Consider the following 15,951-nt stretch of genomic DNA (forward strand, 5'->3'; position numbering starts at 1 on the left):
ATTGTGGTCCACCTTGGAAGACTTCGTGACAGGAGCAGAAAGGTCCTTGAGATATGCGAGCTTGAAAAAGAACTTGATGAAAGAAGCGGAAGGATCAAAGTGAACACGCTGTTCAGGTTCGAGGAGAGTGAGAGTATGAGCAAAGAAAAAGTAATTGGGAAATGGAGGAAAGTTGGTGAACTTAAAGCTACTGAAAAACTTTTGGCAGCAGGTCTTAGACTGCCGTCCGGGTAAAAGTGATATCCCGCTATTTCTGCAGGGGATATTTATTGCCTTTATGTTTGGCGAGCTGTTTTACGATTCGCTTCTTGCGGTACTTCTTCTTTCGCCAGTGTGTCTTTTCTGGTTTGTCTATCAAAAGAAGCGGCAGAATGAAAGAAACAGGCGACTGGTGGGCATACAGTTCAGGGACGCAATAAGCTCTGTTCTTACCTGCTTAAAGGCGGGGTATTCCGCGGAGAACGCATTTATTGAGGCTTGCCACGATATGGAGATGCTTTATGGGAAAAAGAGCCTTATCTACAGCGCACTTACAAAGCTAAAGAAGGGGCTAAAGAACAATGTTCCAATAGAAAAGCTCATCTACAAAATGGGAAAGGATACAGGTAATCCTGACATCTTAGACTTTGCGGAAGTGTTTGCCGTGGCAAAGAAAAGCGGAGGCAACTTAACCCAGATAATAGGCCGCACCATTTCTGTGATCTCTGAAAAGATGGATGTGGAAAAAGAGATCGACGTGCTGATAAGCGCAAAAAGGATGGAAGCCAGGATAATGAATCTGGTGCCATTTTTCATAATCTTTTATATAAGTCTCACCAGTTCCGGTTTTTTTGATCCCCTATATCACAATCTGTTTGGAATCATCTTCATGACCGTATGTGCAGGTCTGTACATCACAGCGTATCTTATGTCAGAAAGGATAGTGAACATTAATGTCTAAACTTTTCTTTTTGTATCTGATAATCCCGATCCTTATGCTGGTTTTGTTCTTATTATCAAAGGACCTGGACCTTCCTGAAAGAGTGGAGGATACAGGCATAAGCCGCGTATTTCTTAAGATTTCTCTTTATATTTTCCAAAAATTGAAGGAAAGACCATTTTCTTTTTCCAGAGAAAAGATACGAACTTACCTTGGGACGCTGGAGCACAGAAAGGACCTTGAGAGCCTTGAGACTGAGTACTTTATCAGAAAAATAAGTATCGTTCTTTTGATGGCTACTGCAGGAAGTTTTTTGTCACTGATGCTGTGCATAAGTTCAGGCACTGAGGGAAAGATTACTGAAAAAGGAAGCCTTGAAAGAAGTGACTTTGGAGGAAAAGAGTATGGCGTTGACCTGGTGGCCAGCGACGAAGCCGGAAATGAGCTTGGGCAATATCATCTTTCTGTGGAAACAAGAGTTTTTACTGACGAAGAGGCAGGGAAGTTGTTTGAGCTTGCATCCAGGGAGCTTGAAGCGGTGGTCCTTAATGGCAATGAGAGTTTTGACAGGGTCACAACAGATCTTTATCTTCCAGAGACCATAGAGGGATTTCCCTTTGACATAAGGTGGAAGCTTGATAACTACGAGGTTATGCATTTTGATGGACGGCTCATTGAGGAGAAGATCCCTGAAGAAGGTGTGGTGGTTGAGCTTGTGGCTAATTACAGCTACAAAGATCTTCGCTATCAGCAGGTGTTTTATGCAAATATCCTGCCAAAGGTCTTAAATCCAGCAGAAAGGGCCTATGTAGAAATAGAAAAGATGCTCCGAAGTGCGGATGAAGAATCAGCTGAGGATGGGGAGATACTCCTTCCGGAGAACTACGAAGATCATCAGATCATATGGAGTCAGAAGTTAAAGGATAACAGTTTACTTTTACTCCTTCTTACTCTTATTGGAGGCGCCGCTTCCTACGTCCTAAAGGACAAGGAACTTAAAAAGACCATGGAAGAGAGGCAGCAGGAGTTGTTGTCAGATTATCCCCAGTTTGTATCAAAGCTTGTTTTGTACATGGGAGCAGGTATGACAGTAAGGAACGTGTTTGAGAAGCTTTCTTTTTCCTATGTGAAAAAGCGGGAAAGCGGCGCAGAAAAGAGATACCTTTACGAGGAGATACTAAGGGTAAGCAGAGAACTTAAGACCGGAGCATCAGAGAGCGAAGCCTATGAAAGATTTGGTGCAAGGTGTGCTACGAAGCAGTACACCAGATTATCTACTCTTTTATCCCAGAACATAAGGAAGGGCAATGGCGAGCTCCTTCTTCTTCTATCAGAAGAATCGAAAAAGGCCTTTGAAGAGAGAATGGATAAGGTCAAGAAAACCGGTGAGGAAGCAGGCACAAAGCTTTTATTACCAATGATAATCATGCTGGTAATTGTCATGGCAATGATAATGATCCCGGCATACATGGCATTTTAAAACAATGGAGGAAAAGAAAAATGAATAAATTAAAGAATATTGGAAAAAAGATCGCAAATGGAGCATTAAAGTTTTGGAAGGATGAGTCTGGAATGGGCACAGTTGAGGTAATCCTTATCATCGTGGGAATCTGTATAGCCGATAAAAGCCGCATTTTATGTGGAAATTTTAGATGTATATGAGAAAAGTATTATGTAATGATAGGTCTAGTTTTTTTAGAAAAGGTAAAAATAATGTTTACAGAATTTGATGAGTTCCTTTTGACATGCGGATATTTTAAGATAAGAAATTGGAATATAGATAGTGCCGAGGTGATAAGTATAGATTCAGGGCACTATTGGATTATAAAGAAATTTGATAAGGAAGGGTACCCGGGGCTGGTATTGTATCATAGCCATGATGGAAGATTATATCATGTACATTTCTGCTATAAGGATCAGGATATAGCTCCAGCGGTATCAGAGATTATGAGTCACGATAGGTATCAGAAGAAGAAATTGAAGCTTAGGAACAGAATTACAAAGGTATCGAATAGAGAGCTCATGATGGCCCTTTAATAGGCGAGGTTTAATGGACAGGTAAGATGCAATAATACAATTAAGGCGGCATAGGTGATAGGAGAGACGCTTATGTGCAAATATTGTGATAATCATGAGGATTACTATGAAGGAAGTTTATTGACAGCTAAGATTGAGCTTGGATTTGGTGGGGATGAATATATATGGGTTTTGATTGACCCGGATACAAAGAAACTTGGAATTGTAGTGCTTAACCCAAGGACTTCGGAACAACGAGAGTCTTTTATCAAAGTCAACTATTGTCCAATTTGTGGAAGAAGAATAAAGAAGTAGCTGATTAACATTGATTACAGCCTATGCTGTCGTGGGAAGAGATATGTGTGAGCCAAGGCAAATTGCCCTGGCTCATTTTTTTTAGGGGGTTCTTAAAAAAATGTGTTGACTCCTACGTTACGTAATAGTTTATGGTATAGTTACACGTGAAGGAGATGAGAGCCATGATGACAGTAAATGAAGTAAGTAAGCTGACAGGAGTGAGTATACGCACCTTGCAGTATTATGACAAAATTGGACTTTTTAAGCCGGCAGAGTATACGGAGTCCGGGTACAGACTGTATGACGATGCAGCTCTGGAAAAATTGCAACAGATTTTACTGTTTCGGGAGCTTGAGTTTCCGCTAAAAGATATAAAGGATATTATAACCAGATCTGATTTTGACAAAAGTAAAGCACTGGATCAGCAGATAGGGCTTTTGGAACTAAAGAAAGAGCATATCGAAAATCTGATCGAGATGTGCAAAGGATTAAAACTGAGAGGAGTGAGACATTTGGATTTTACAGCATTTGATTCTAGCAAGCTCGATGAGTATGCTAAAAGAGCAAAAGAGCAGTGGGGCAAGACCCCTGAGTATAAGGAATTTGAAGAAAAGAATAAGAACAGATCAAAGAGCGATGAAGAGCATATGATGGCTGATTTCATGAAGATCTTTGAGGAGTTTGGTGGCTTGAAGGATAAGGCTCCTGCCACGGTTGAGGTACAGGATCAGGTAAAGAAACTTCAGAGCTTTATAACTGAGCATTTTTATAAGTGTTCAAACGAGATCCTTTCAAGCCTTGGAAAGATGTATGCCGGAGGCGGTGAGTTTACGGATAACATCAATAAGATGGGGGGAGAAGGAACTGCAGAGTTTGTTTTTGAAGCTATAAAGGTATATTGCGGAAAATAATGTGGCTGCGCCAAGAGACTTTGTTCTCCTGGCGCATATCTTTTTTATTAGCTATGTTCAATGGAAAAAATCATTTGAAAATATAGAGAAAATTGTGGTATTTTAAAATCTGAAAATTAAACAGAGAAACATAAACGACACATGTAGTGCATAGCACGTAAATCTGATCACGGTACGTATGTTAGAACATATCAAGCCGTTTTAGATAATGCTATGGCTACATGTTTTTTTATGTCAAAGGGAGGATAACTAATGCCGAGAAATCAATTTCAAAGAATGATCTTCGCCCTACTTACAGTAATTATTACTGTACATGGGTATGTGTTTTACAGCTTATACGTTGTAAACGGGAAACTACTTATGGAGATAACAGGGGCAGATAGTGTGCTTGGAGCTATTAAAACTCAGGGTGGCGTGTATATGTTTGGAAGGATGCTTCCTATATGGGCCGTTGTAATTGTGGAGTTCTGCTTTGCGTATGCCTTGGAGTGCCTTGTGGGAAGCCCTATGTCCTTTAAGATGGCATGCAGGATGTTTGACCCTAAGAATAATCATCCAATGATATTTGAAACAGCTATCATTTCATGTACTGTTCTTATCATGTGCCCGGCAATGAGCTTTATTGCTGCATTTTTGTATTATCCATATTATAACGGGTTTAATGTCTTTACACTTCTTGCAAACTGGGTAGAGCTTGTATGTCATAACTTTCCGTTTGCATTCTTTTCACAAGTATTCTTTATACAGCCCTTTGTCAGATGGGCATTTGGAAAGCTCTTTGCAAAAGACATAGCTGCCAGAAACAAGAATGCATCTGCGGAGCGTCCTAAAGATGAGACAGAAGCAATCGCGGACATCTTTAAGAGAATGGATGAAATTCAGGAAAGACTTGAACACGAAAGAAGACAGAGAAAGAAGCTTGCTGAGAAATTGAATAACCAGTAATGTAAATGAGCCAAGAGACTTGTTCTCCTGGCTCATAATTTTTAGAAACTATCAAGAAATGAGAGAGCTGCATCAAAGGCGGCTTCCTCTGTTTTTGTATCCTCTTTTGGAGAGGTATCTGTATTTGGGGAAGATAGCGTAAGCTTTCCGGAAAGTCTTTCTGCTATAAGGTCAGCCAATTTCTCAGCATCATTTGGTGCAGGGTCCTCATTTATAAGGTGGCGTACCGCTTCAATTACCATGTGGCTTTCGGAACGGTAGCCGTATTTCTTATAGTCTGTAATGGCATCGTATACAGCAAGATCTGAAAGAGTGTCCTGAAAACGAACGGTCTTCCTTTTGACGTTCATTACCTGCCTCCCATCTTATGACGGATAAGTTCCTCATATCCTTTGGCATTGATAGATACATCATCAAGGATGAGGGCATTTTTCTTATCTGCCTCGGAGAGGAAGTGCTTCATGATGGTTGCCCCGCCTCCGATAAAGATAAACTGGGTAAGGTCAGAGTTAAAGTTTAAGGCTCTGATCTGATCCATGAGGTTTGTAGCATAGGATGTAAGACCTGTCTTTATGATATCAAGGTAGTCTTTAGGGATATCGCTTGTTCCGTAGATCATGACTTCCTTGATGGTGGTTTCATCAGCTTCCTGCCCGAGGTTCTGACGAAGAGCTTCGTTGATGTCATTCATGCAGGTGATAGTTCCAAGTGGAAGTGACTTACATCTTGTCTGATCAGGGATAAATTCTGTCAGAGGCAGAATATCCACTGTCCAGGAGCCGATATCAATGACAAGGGCTGATTTGTGGAAGTCTTTCATGAAAGAAACAATCCCGGCATATCCTTGAGGGAATACATCAACGGAAAGAAGTGTCACAGAGTACTGCACATCTTCATATTTGAAAATAAGGCGGCGGTTTTTGGTGTAGTATTCCACAAAGTCTTTTTTCTCTGCACCCATACGGGTAAGGGGAACACCCACACCAAGATGTACGTCTGCAACAGTGGTGCCGGTCTTTTTAAGTTCCTCAGCGATAGCTGCCATTGTAAGGACTCTCATGTTTTCATCCTCTGTCTTTGATTTCTGTACGGATACTTTGCCGTTTCCGATTGCATAAAAGCCCTCTGTGGTTTCAATTACCCTTGTAGCAAGGGGCGGTTTTCCGGGGAGTTTCTTTACTCCTGAAGAAAAACAGTTGTGTGATGTCTTGGTATTTCCGTATCCTACATCTACTCCGATTACATATGCTGCCATAGTTTAAAATCCTCCTTGTAAATTAAAGTTTTTCAATAAGTGCAAAATCAACATCGTTTTGTTTCTCGTCCTGAAGCCTTTTAAGAGCAAAGGCAAGCTGGCTTTTTTCCATGCGCAGGCGGTCAATCTCGTCTTTTTGCATTTTCACAGTTTCTTTAAGGGCTTCATTTAAGGTCTTGTCCCTGCGGGAGGATAAGATTTTTCCTTCCTGAGACTTAAGGGCTTTCATAAGTTCATCATTTACCTGTTCGTTTTTATAGAAAAATGATCTTGAAAGTCCAGTAAGCTTGGTAAGTTCAACGATTGATATGTGTTCGTTTGCTTTTACCATGCGTCTTATAGTGTCAATTGCGAGGATCTTCTTTTCCTCTGATAGCTTCTTATTTGCAAGAAGCATGTTGTCGTAGTTGTTCATTATTCCATCCATCCTTTCTTAAATTTTTTGATTTTTTCATTACGTTTGTCGATTACAGGCTTTGTGCTTTCTGCTAAGGTCTTAGGACTCATCTGCCTGTAATATGCCACACTGCTTATGGACTTGTGCCCAAGAAGAGCTGCTATTGTTGCATCATCAGCAAAGAGGTCACAAAGGTGTTTTCCGTATGTATGCCTTAGAAGATGCGTTCCAACAGTAAAGGGCTTTCCGTTATCATCAAGCAGGTCAAGGGTCTGTACCATAGTTCTAAAGCGGTAGGAAAGAGAAGCATATGTCAGGGGCTTTGTGGGATCCTTGTCTGAGACAAAGATATAATCACAATCGCCGTATATACTTGCAGTTTCCTCTATGCTGGCTTTAAGGAGCGAGCATAGTTCTTCATTGATAGTCTTTTCATAGGTATTTCCGGTTTTGGGCTGGCATATCTTTACGTGTGGCTTTTCTCCAAAGAAGACATTTTCCTTTTTTAGCGTCATGGTATCGGATATACGAAGCCCTAAAAGCTCATGGATTAGCAGGAGCCTTGCAGTCTGCTTATCAAGGAGCTTATAGCCTGCGTGGAGTCTTTGCAGCTCTGCATCAGAGTAGCTTTTGTATATGGTTCTTTTGTGCTTAGAAAAGTCACTTTTTAGGAAAATTCCTTTTAGGTTGTCATAGGAGTATAGCTTTCCAACCACGATAAAGATGCTTTTTAGGGCAGACAGTTCTGTCCTGTAGTCCTTTTTACGTTTTGATTCAAGGTAGAGGTATGACAGGTATTCCTCTAAAAGTTCCCGGCTAAAGTCCTTTAAGGATATGATCTCCGGGAAAGATTTTTGTAAAAATTCAGAGAGAAAATTTACTGCCATGATTTCCACAGATACATAGCTTACAGAGCGTCTTTTTAAGTGATATAGAGCGGCATCTTTGATTTCTTTTTTTATGTCCTCTTGCCTGATCTTTGAGAAGTTTATCTGTTTTCTTTCCTTGATAGGGGAGTCCCGTACAGGGAAAGGAAGCGATTCTAACTTCCAGATATCATTTTCAAGTGAAAAGCCTTCATCTTCCTTTGGAAGAAAGTAATTATAGGCTGCTCTTAAGTAGTAAAACATTGGGTTATCTGCCCTATAGGTTTTTCCAAGCTCGGACCGGTACTTTTCATAGGAAAGTCTTTCTTCGTTCATGAGAAGATATACACGGAGCCGCCTTTCCATGTCCTTAAGAGGAAGGTCTGTAAGGTGCTCTATTTCCGGAAAGGTATCAGTAATAAAGTCAGCAAAATTATGAAAGTTTGTTTGCTCGCTACGCAGGGAGAGATAGGATATCTTTTCTGCCCTGTCATATATAAAGGCGGCAAAGTCATTTCTTATATCTGTAGGTGGGAGCCTTGATAAATCAAAGGCATGCTTTGGTGCGTAAAGGCTATGTTTTCTTTGATCCGGTGTTAAATTCCTGTAACAGGGCAGATCCTTAAAATACAGTTTCATTCGATGTGGTTCTCCTTAAAATATTCCTCCTGTAAAAGGTCGATGCGACCCGGCAGGTGGTCAATGTACTGCTTTGTCATATCATCCCTAGTGTGTCCAAGGTAAGCTCTTGTGGTGCCAAGGGGAGCTCCAGACATATGAAGGTCTGTAGCTATGGTGTGGCGATAGTCATGGGACTTAAAATCTATGTCCTTTGTTTCTTCATATAGAAGGAGCTGAGCCTTCATCTGTTTTACAAAAGTAGCTGCCTGGTAAGGCTTATTCTTGTCTTTGCATGAAGGGAAGATAAATTCTGACCCGGAATCATCTTCTGTTATGTGGCGTCTTAAGAGCCTTGATACTTCTTCCGGTATCGGTATCTGCTTGTCAGAGCGCAATTTATATTGGTAAATCTTAAGCCAAAAGGCTCCATTATCAGAAAAGAGGGCGTCTTTTCTTAGGGAGCAGACCTCATTGATACGAAGCCCTGTGGAATAGAGGGTTAAGTACATAAGACCAAGGGTTTCGGGGAAGTCGGAAAGTACTGTAAAAATCTGATCAATCGTTTCTTCTTCAACAGTCCTGTCATGATGTAGATATCTTGCCTTTTTATAGAAGTAGTCAAAAGGAAACGATGGGATCAAAAGCTTTTCTCTGACGGAAAGCGTGGTCAGAAAAAAGGAAAGCATGGTGAGCGTCCTGTTATAGGTTTCCGGTCTAAGGTCCTGAGAGTCTTTGTATTCTATGAAGCCTTCAATGTCCGAATATGATAGTTCGGATAGGGAACTGTGCTTTTCTTCAAGGTATTTGGTAAATTCTTTAGCTCCGTAGTATTTTTCAAGTAATGACTGCATAGAGTACTTGGGCGATAGTACAAGCAGATATTTCATGTAGTGCTGCAGGATTTCTCTGTGCTCATAGGAAACGTCTCCAAAGTTAAAGCACTCAATTCCTCGTGTAGGGTTTGCTCTTTCAGATAATGAGAATCTTTCAAGGAACCAGAGTGTTGCTGTAAAGTCTGGCTTACTATCTGAAAGAAATAAAAATCGTCTGGCCCTGTATAAAACCTGTGGAGCATTTTTTGATATCGCATCCATGTTTTTTTCAAGGAAAGCATGAAAATCAGATACTTCCTTGTCTGTTATATGTTTTAAGTCCTGAATACCGGCACTAACGCAGTACTTATAGAGATAGTAAAGGGGCGTTATGAAGTGCTGGATCATGTAGTGGTTTTTTCGATCCTTAATCTGTGAAAGGTCAAAAAGCAGGACTTTGTAAATTTGTTTTTTTACAGTCACAGATGCAGGCAGTGAAAAGTCAAAGTAAAGAAATTCCTTGCGCGCTGTGTAGTAAAGCCTCTCTGCAATGTAGGGATCCGGGAAGTATCCAAGAAAGAGGAGCCTATTTTCATAGGGCGGTGTTCTTCGGATGGTGATCTTTTTTATTTCTGATAAAACCATCTGGTCTAAGGCTTTTAAGTATTCCGAGTGCTTTGCCGGAACAGAAAGAGCAAGGTAATCATCATATAAAGCCCTTGTATCTGCTGTGATTTCAGAAAAGCTTTCTATGCCGGACACCATAAGAAAGGTAAGACATTTTCTGCCACGGGCTGTTTCAGCAAAGGATGATACGGTAAGCGGATGTCCATTTTCTTTCATGTAAGCAAAATAGACGGTCTCAAGGTCTCCTTTGTATGCTGAATACTGTTTTGGTGAGAAAGCAAATTCATGACGGACAGTGGTAATAAAGGCTTTTAGGGTATTAACAGAAATTTCTGAAAGGGATGAAAAGCCAAGCGATGACAAAAATGAGTATAAGAAGTCAACCCTTTTGCCTAAAACAGAAGGCGAGAGGGTAATTTCTTCATATAATGAACTTTCGCTTTCGACTAACTTAAGTAGAGCCATAGTCATTCCTTTCTTAAACCTTAAGGGTTTTATCCATTTTCCTCTTAGGTGCTAAAAGTCCTTTTTTGGAGCCTTGTCAAGTCAGTAAGATGTTTTGGCAGGTGGCTTTACAAGGCAGAGAAAAAGGATAAACTTGTCGCTACAGGAAATCGGAGATATTAACGCCTTCAGTAGCTTTTTTAAGGTAAAGATCCTGGGCATCTTCGATTTCGCGCGGTGATACATGCAGGTAGTTTTCTGTGGTTGCAATGTTTTTGTGTCCTAAAGCCTTGGAGATTTCAACAATCGCCCAGTTTGCTTTGCGCCTTTCATCCGCAAAATAGTGGCGGAGCATATGGTTTGTTACATGCAAGCCGCAGCGTCTGCCGATGGTTTCAAGTGATGAATAAAACGTATTTGCCGTTAGAGGTGTACCCCTCGTTTTTCCATGCAGGACAATAAAGAGATAATCTGTTTTCTCAAAAAGATCCGCATTCTCCGATAGATAAACATTTAATAGGGAGAACAGGGCATCTGATATTTTCATGTAACGTTCTTCTGCATTTTTTGCGTAGGCGCGGTTTTGGTTCGCATCACGATATCTTACAAAGATGCGTTTTTTCTCATAATCAATGTCCTCCGTATATCTGATTCCAAGTGCCTCACCGATACGAAGTCCTGTTTCCTCTAAGAGCATGAGAAGGAGTTTATCCCTATTGTTGTTACAGGCGGCCAAAATCTTTTGAACATCTTCTTTTGTGGCAATCCGGGCATTATGTTCATTTTTCTTAAGGTACCCATCATAGGTAAGAAAAGAAGAACTTACTGTTGTGCCCACAGGTGTTACATATGAAAAGTTTCTGTCATCAAGCACTGATAAAAATGGAACCTCGCCATTTCTGTGCAGGAAGTTGTATAGTCCGAATACTGCCTGCAAATATGAGTTGGCGGTATTGTTTTTTACCTCTTTGTAGGAACCTGTGTGAGAGCCGCTTTTTACATACATTAAAAAGTCGTAAAAGTGCTCTGACTGTTCTGCGAACTTCATAGAAGCCACGGAATTTAATGTCAGGTCTCTGTCATAGAGAAAATCCATGTAATACGGAAGGATTCTTGCAATGCGAAGGATTGTGTTGTGAGCTCTGTTTTGCATGACCTTGTGCTTTAAGTATCTGGTGCATTGTGGCTCAATCTGTCCCGTTTCGGAATCTTTTACATAGAAGTATGTTTTTCTGCCTTTTTTGGCCTGACCATATATATATTTCATGTGTCCTGATTTCTCCTTTCATCAGATATGTGGGACATAAAACATGTAATCCGTAACGGGAAATACAATTTTTGTGTAAAAAATTCTAAATCACAAGAGAGCATAACTTGAAACACATAAAATATGCTCTAAACAATAATAAAGCATATAGAGCAGTATATGTCAATAGGGAAATATGCTTTAGAGTGAAATAGAGCATATTATGTTAAATGATAATTAATATAATAAATCAACATAAAGCACATTATTCTTGAAAACGACTGTGCTTTATAGTAAAATACAATCTGTACTATTGTGCTATTTTAAGAGGAATGCTTAATGCGTAGAAAAGAGTTAACAGACTATCCTTTTAATAAAGAGATGTTCAGGGAAGTGATCATAAAGGCAAGAGGAGATAGGAGCCAGGCAACCTTTTGTGAAGAGTGCGGGCTTTCTTACGCCTATATGAACCGGTATGCAAATGCAAAGAATGAGGATGCACCGACTATCAGCACCTTAAAGAAGATTGCACTTGCAACCAGGGCAGTTTCATATGAAGAGCTGCTGAACGCTGCAGGCTATAATGCAGAGAAATATAAGGATGACAGGCCTGTAGGCGTGGCAAGAAAAGATTTCTTTCATCCGGTATTTCTTGGAATGGCGAACAGTAACTATGACTGGCGGATTGAATCCAAGGGATATCAGAATAACGAGCCTTTTGAGATCATCATAGAAAGAAATGAAGTAAATAAGTGGTTCTTTGTGCCTGTAACAAAAGCGGATATCACAAAGGATGAGATCCAGAGCATCATCATGAACCAGCCGAAGTTTACGCCCGGAAGCAAGGTAAGTTTTGTGACAGATGATGCAGGTATCTTTGAAACATTAAAGGCAATCGAGCTTCCTTTAATCTCCCTGTATATATCTGTAGTAAGGGTACTGGGGCAGGAGATCATAGATGAAGTGAGCATAAAGACCAGCATCAGTACGGATATTACGATAAAAAATGAAGACAATATACGTCCATTTGCCATAGGAGAGAACCAATGAGTGAGATAGATGCTATCAAAGAAAGACATTCCGTAAGAAATTATGAAGCAAAAAAGATTGAAGCTGATAAGGTCGAAAAGATCAGAGCTAAGATTGAAGAGCTTAACAAGGAAGGGAATCTTCATTTGCAATTTATGGAGGATGCCGGAAAGACCTATAATAAGCTCTTTAACAAAGTTGCAGGGCTTGGATCTGCACCGAGTGTTATTGCCTGTGTAGGAATCGATGATGAAACTTTGGAGCAGAGAGTTGGGTACTATGGAGAAAAGCTTGTGCTTTTCATACAGGAGCTTGGACTTAATACCTGTTGGGCAGGAACTTTTAACCAGAAAAATATCGGCGCTGAAGTCGGGAACAACAAAAAGCTTGTCATCAGTATTGCCGTAGGATATGGGAAAGATAAGGGTAAGCCCCATAAGTCAAAGAGTCCTGAGCAGGTAATTGAAGCAAAGGGTGATAGGCCCTATTGGTTTAATAAAGGCGTTGATATGGCACTTTTAGCACCTACCGCTATCAACCAGCAGAAGTTTACAATCCGACTAAATGAGGATGAAAGTGTGGATTTCGTGGATAAGGGCGGCATATTTAGCCAGGTAGATCTCGGCATTGTAAGATGTCATTTTGAAATAGGAGCAGAGAAAAGCTTTCCGATTTAAGGATGTGATGGTATGAATGTGGAAATTACATGGAATGGTGGCTTTAATCATAAAGAGGAACTTTTAGCATTGGCTGAAAAGTCAGATACATTTTATATGGTATCACCTTTCTTGGCTCCTGATATAGAGAAGATCATTGAGGAAATGTCAACCATAAAGAATCTTTATGTGTACACAAACATAGATGGCTTTGACATGGGCGTAGAAATCATAGAGGCTTTATCAAGGCTCCAGAAGTACTGCGAGAAGGAAAACATTTCTCTTAATATGTTTTATGACGACGGGTTACACGGGAAAGTTTATCTCTTTTATAAGGGAGAAAAGGCAACAGGATTTGTCACCGCCTCAGCAAATTTTACAACAAAGGGACTTACTAAGAATATTGAGTACGGCATTTTAATAGAGGATGAAACTCTCCAAAATGAAATGCTTAAGAATGTGAGAAACAATGTTGCACATACACTTTCAGCGGCATATCTGTCTTACCTTTATGGGAAGGCACAGGAGTTTAAGAAGAAGCATCCAAAGCAAGAAAAACCGTCATTTAAATCTGCAAAGTTTGTGCGGTCTGAAAAGACAAAGGAAACAAGGTACTTTCTTAAGACAATCGGGAGAGATGGAAAGCCTCATCCTAAGAAGCCATTTGTGGATGATGTGAAGCTTGGATTCAAAAAAGCCACATATCATAAAGGTGATGTTATGGTGATTCATGCCAAAGAGCATGGCTTAGTAGTGGGAATTTATATGGTACTCGAAGATATACCTGAGGAATATACAGAAGATACATGGGATAAATGGCCATATAAATATATGCTTCGTTGTCTGACACCGGATTTTAGTAAGAAATGGTGGCAGGAAGAAATAAAAACATTAGAATTGCCAGAGGATTTTATAATACACCGTCTGCATGAAGAAGATCATGTGACCATGCGAGGGAAAGATAATTTGAATGCCATCAGCTATGGAAGTCCGTTCCAGCTCACAAAGGAATTTGCAGATTATGTGCTTAAAAGACTAAATGAGACGTTATGAGTCCGTTTTTTAGGACACCCTATCTGCTACCATTACAGTAGAAACATAAAACACATGTAAAATCATGGGTCAGTGTACCTAACTGGAGGTAAGCTATGGGAATATTTGAAGATGAGGATGATGCAATTGACGATTTTTTCATGATGGAAATGCTGGACGAAGAAGAAAAGAACGATAGGAAGAAAAAAGGGAAGGACAAAGGTCCGGATAAGGATAAAGACAAGAAAAAAGGATTGTTCGGAATCTTTTAAGGGAGTATATGAGATCGAAACCATTAAACGCGGGAACAATAGGAATAGCTATATTTAACCTCTTTGCAGCATTTATATACAGTATAGCTATTGTAGACAAACTGCATATTGAAGGTGGGATAAGGATACCGGTGCAGATTGCATTTATTATCATCTTTGGAATTTTGGAATTTATTCCAAAGATAGTAATAATTCCGGCAGGAGCCGCAGGGTTTATGAATTGCTTTACTGCATGGAGTTTGCTTGCGCATATAGGACATCCGATTGTAAGGATAATTCTTAGGATAGCTGCAATCGTAGTCTTTATACTTCTTGAGCTTTCACTGTTTACAGACGTGACACTTGAAGGAAGGGATGAAAGCAGACCGCCTACAATACAGCAGATTAAAGCAAGCGGATATAAGAAATACACCAAAGATGGTGTTACATCATACAGGAAAGAATAAATGGAGTTAAAAAGTGAGAAGGTCTTCTATGAAAGAGAAGTAAATGAAGCCCTTATGGATGCGGACTGTGAATGTATTCTTTGGGGAGAAGATTTTTATGATATGAAGATTGTCCTGTATCCTAAGAAGATTTCAGCGATACCGGGCTATGAAGATATAAAGAAAAGTCTTGTTAATGCAGCACTTGTGTATTTCGACTTTTCAAGTGAAAACTATATAAAGTCAAGCATTGTAAGATTCGACTGGGACAGGCAGATAGTCTATATAGCAGAAGGAAACTTTAATGCCATATGGAAGTTCTTTCAGAAAAGCGTTGACCTTGGAATCAGAATCCAAAAAGAAAACGGAAATGAGGTTCCGGTAGATCAGAAGGAAGACATTGTTGATCTTACGCTTCTTGAAAGAAAAGGAAGTAAGCCTGTTATAAGTAAAGGGCAGCTTACATATATAGCCAGGGAAGTTTCTGAAGACGAAAAGAAGGCGCTTGGAAGAAAACAGAGCCTTTTGGATAATCAGAAGTATAAATTTTACTATGCTGCAGGCGGTGATGTGTATCATGACAGAGACTGCGAGTGCATAAAAGCAATTGCGCCTGAGAGCTTTGAGGCATCTGATATCGTGCCGGAGGGCATGAGACCATGTAAAAAGTGCAAGAGGAAAATGTACTTAAGGGCAGCGTGTAGCCCATATGTAAAACAGATACCGCAAGTAGATCTGCTTCTGACTAGAGGCGGAATCATGGACTTTCACCTTGAAAAGTTTGCTTTTGAGGAAGGGCTTAAGTTTCGTATTGATACAGCAGGAGAGCTAACTGTAAAGGGTAAGGAAGATACCTGGATCATTAAGGGCTTTGATAAAAACTTCCTGTCCTTATGGCATAACAATTATGTAAAGACAGCTCCAAGAGAGCGGTATATAACCCAAGGCTTTCATAATCAGAAGCTTGACGGAAAGAAGCTTTATTCCATGCTTGAATATATTTGTGGGTATACCTTCGACAAGCATCTTGAAGCAGAGGACAGAGCTGAGCAGGCAAGAATTGAAGAACAAAGAGCTGAGGAAGCAAGGATAAAGAGAGAAAAGAGCCTTATTGGTCGTATTGAGGCATTATTTAGAAATATTTTTAGTTGGAAGAGTAAAAGAAACAAATAATAAGCAAA

Annotated in this window: 19 protein-coding genes and 1 pseudogene; 14 read left to right on the plus strand and 6 right to left on the minus strand. The window is 40.1% G+C overall.

The features are described from left to right. From J6I68_RS09905 to J6I68_RS09940, 8 genes and pseudogenes are all read left to right on the plus strand, one after another. Positions 1-234 (plus strand): annotated as a pseudogene (locus J6I68_RS09905) (CpaF family protein); the annotation flags it as partial. Positions 235-277: 43 nt separating this feature from the next. Then, positions 278-940, plus strand: coding sequence for a type II secretion system F family protein (locus J6I68_RS09910; RefSeq protein ID WP_292220024.1), 663 nt, complete (start codon positions 278-280; stop codon positions 938-940). After that, complete coding sequence (locus tag J6I68_RS09915) at positions 933-2,399, plus strand: type II secretion system F family protein (protein WP_292220026.1); 1,467 nt, start codon at positions 933-935, stop codon at positions 2,397-2,399. The genes J6I68_RS09910 and J6I68_RS09915 overlap by 8 nt, the downstream gene beginning before the upstream one ends. 20 nt (positions 2,400-2,419) lie before the next feature. After that, positions 2,420-2,581 (plus strand): Flp1 family type IVb pilin, encoded by a 162-nt coding sequence (locus J6I68_RS09920; protein ID WP_292220028.1) that lies wholly within the window; start codon positions 2,420-2,422, stop codon positions 2,579-2,581. 15 nt (positions 2,582-2,596) lie between these two features. Further along, on the plus strand, positions 2,597-2,956 hold the full coding sequence (locus J6I68_RS09925) for a hypothetical protein (protein WP_028247275.1): 360 nt from the start codon (positions 2,597-2,599) through the stop codon (positions 2,954-2,956). Positions 2,957-3,010: 54 nt separating this feature from the next. Continuing rightward, a complete protein-coding gene (locus J6I68_RS09930; RefSeq protein WP_292220031.1) occupies positions 3,011-3,250 on the plus strand; it encodes a hypothetical protein in 240 nt (79 codons plus the stop codon). A 164-nt stretch (positions 3,251-3,414) separates the two neighbouring features. Then, positions 3,415-4,143 (plus strand): MerR family transcriptional regulator, encoded by a 729-nt coding sequence (locus tag J6I68_RS09935; RefSeq protein ID WP_028247277.1) that lies wholly within the window; start codon positions 3,415-3,417, stop codon positions 4,141-4,143. A gap of 252 nt (positions 4,144-4,395) precedes the next feature. Next, positions 4,396-5,088, plus strand: coding sequence for a hypothetical protein (locus tag J6I68_RS09940; RefSeq protein WP_028247278.1), 693 nt, complete (start codon positions 4,396-4,398; stop codon positions 5,086-5,088). Between the two features lie 41 nt (positions 5,089-5,129). Here the strand turns inward: J6I68_RS09940 and J6I68_RS09945 are convergent, their stop codons facing one another. The 6 genes from J6I68_RS09945 to J6I68_RS09970 all read right to left on the minus strand — a co-directional run bounded on the left by J6I68_RS09945 (position 5,130) and on the right by J6I68_RS09970 (position 11,377). Continuing rightward, complete coding sequence (locus J6I68_RS09945; RefSeq protein ID WP_028247279.1) at positions 5,130-5,438, minus strand: hypothetical protein; 309 nt, start codon at positions 5,436-5,438, stop codon at positions 5,130-5,132. Next, on the minus strand, positions 5,438-6,343 hold the full coding sequence (locus J6I68_RS09950) for a ParM/StbA family protein (protein WP_028247280.1): 906 nt from the start codon (positions 6,341-6,343) through the stop codon (positions 5,438-5,440). The genes J6I68_RS09945 and J6I68_RS09950 overlap by 1 nt, the downstream gene beginning before the upstream one ends. A 22-nt stretch (positions 6,344-6,365) precedes the next feature. Beyond that, positions 6,366-6,758, minus strand: coding sequence for a DUF6262 family protein (locus tag J6I68_RS09955; RefSeq protein WP_051194807.1), 393 nt, complete (start codon positions 6,756-6,758; stop codon positions 6,366-6,368). Then, positions 6,758-8,245, minus strand: a complete 1,488-nt coding sequence (locus J6I68_RS09960) for a tyrosine-type recombinase/integrase (RefSeq protein ID WP_158342073.1) — start codon at positions 8,243-8,245, stop codon at positions 6,758-6,760. Before J6I68_RS09960 ends, J6I68_RS09955 begins: the two co-directional genes overlap by 1 nt. Next, the gene (locus J6I68_RS09965; protein ID WP_196801825.1) at positions 8,242-10,131 is read right to left on the minus strand and encodes a tyrosine-type recombinase/integrase; all 1,890 of its coding nucleotides are present in this window, start codon (positions 10,129-10,131) and stop codon (positions 8,242-8,244) included. Before J6I68_RS09965 ends, J6I68_RS09960 begins: the two co-directional genes overlap by 4 nt. Positions 10,132-10,270: 139 nt before the next feature. Further along, positions 10,271-11,377: a tyrosine-type recombinase/integrase gene (locus tag J6I68_RS09970; protein ID WP_051194808.1), complete on the minus strand. Its 1,107-nt coding sequence runs from the start codon at positions 11,375-11,377 to the stop codon at positions 10,271-10,273. Between the two features lie 318 nt (positions 11,378-11,695). On the opposite strand from J6I68_RS09970, the gene J6I68_RS09975 reads away from it, so the two are divergent. The 6 genes from J6I68_RS09975 (at position 11,696) to J6I68_RS10000 (ending at position 15,943) form a co-directional block, all read left to right on the plus strand. Continuing rightward, positions 11,696-12,406 (plus strand): helix-turn-helix domain-containing protein, encoded by a 711-nt coding sequence (locus tag J6I68_RS09975; RefSeq protein WP_028247284.1) that lies wholly within the window; start codon positions 11,696-11,698, stop codon positions 12,404-12,406. Beyond that, positions 12,403-13,062: a nitroreductase family protein gene (locus tag J6I68_RS09980; RefSeq protein WP_028247285.1), complete on the plus strand. Its 660-nt coding sequence runs from the start codon at positions 12,403-12,405 to the stop codon at positions 13,060-13,062. Before J6I68_RS09975 ends, J6I68_RS09980 begins: the two co-directional genes overlap by 4 nt. Before the next feature lie 12 nt (positions 13,063-13,074). Then, positions 13,075-14,094, plus strand: a complete 1,020-nt coding sequence (locus J6I68_RS09985) for a restriction endonuclease PLD domain-containing protein (protein WP_292220046.1) — start codon at positions 13,075-13,077, stop codon at positions 14,092-14,094. A gap of 95 nt (positions 14,095-14,189) precedes the next feature. Then, positions 14,190-14,345, plus strand: coding sequence for a hypothetical protein (locus J6I68_RS09990; protein ID WP_155942170.1), 156 nt, complete (start codon positions 14,190-14,192; stop codon positions 14,343-14,345). 8 nt (positions 14,346-14,353) lie between these two features. After that, positions 14,354-14,791, plus strand: coding sequence for a hypothetical protein (locus J6I68_RS09995; protein WP_028247287.1), 438 nt, complete (start codon positions 14,354-14,356; stop codon positions 14,789-14,791). Beyond that, complete coding sequence (locus tag J6I68_RS10000; RefSeq protein WP_028247288.1) at positions 14,792-15,943, plus strand: hypothetical protein; 1,152 nt, start codon at positions 14,792-14,794, stop codon at positions 15,941-15,943. Positions 15,944-15,951: the final 8 nt, after the last annotated feature.

Source organism: Butyrivibrio sp. (genome assembly GCF_017940685.1).
Taxonomy (GTDB): domain Bacteria; phylum Bacillota; class Clostridia; order Lachnospirales; family Lachnospiraceae; genus Butyrivibrio.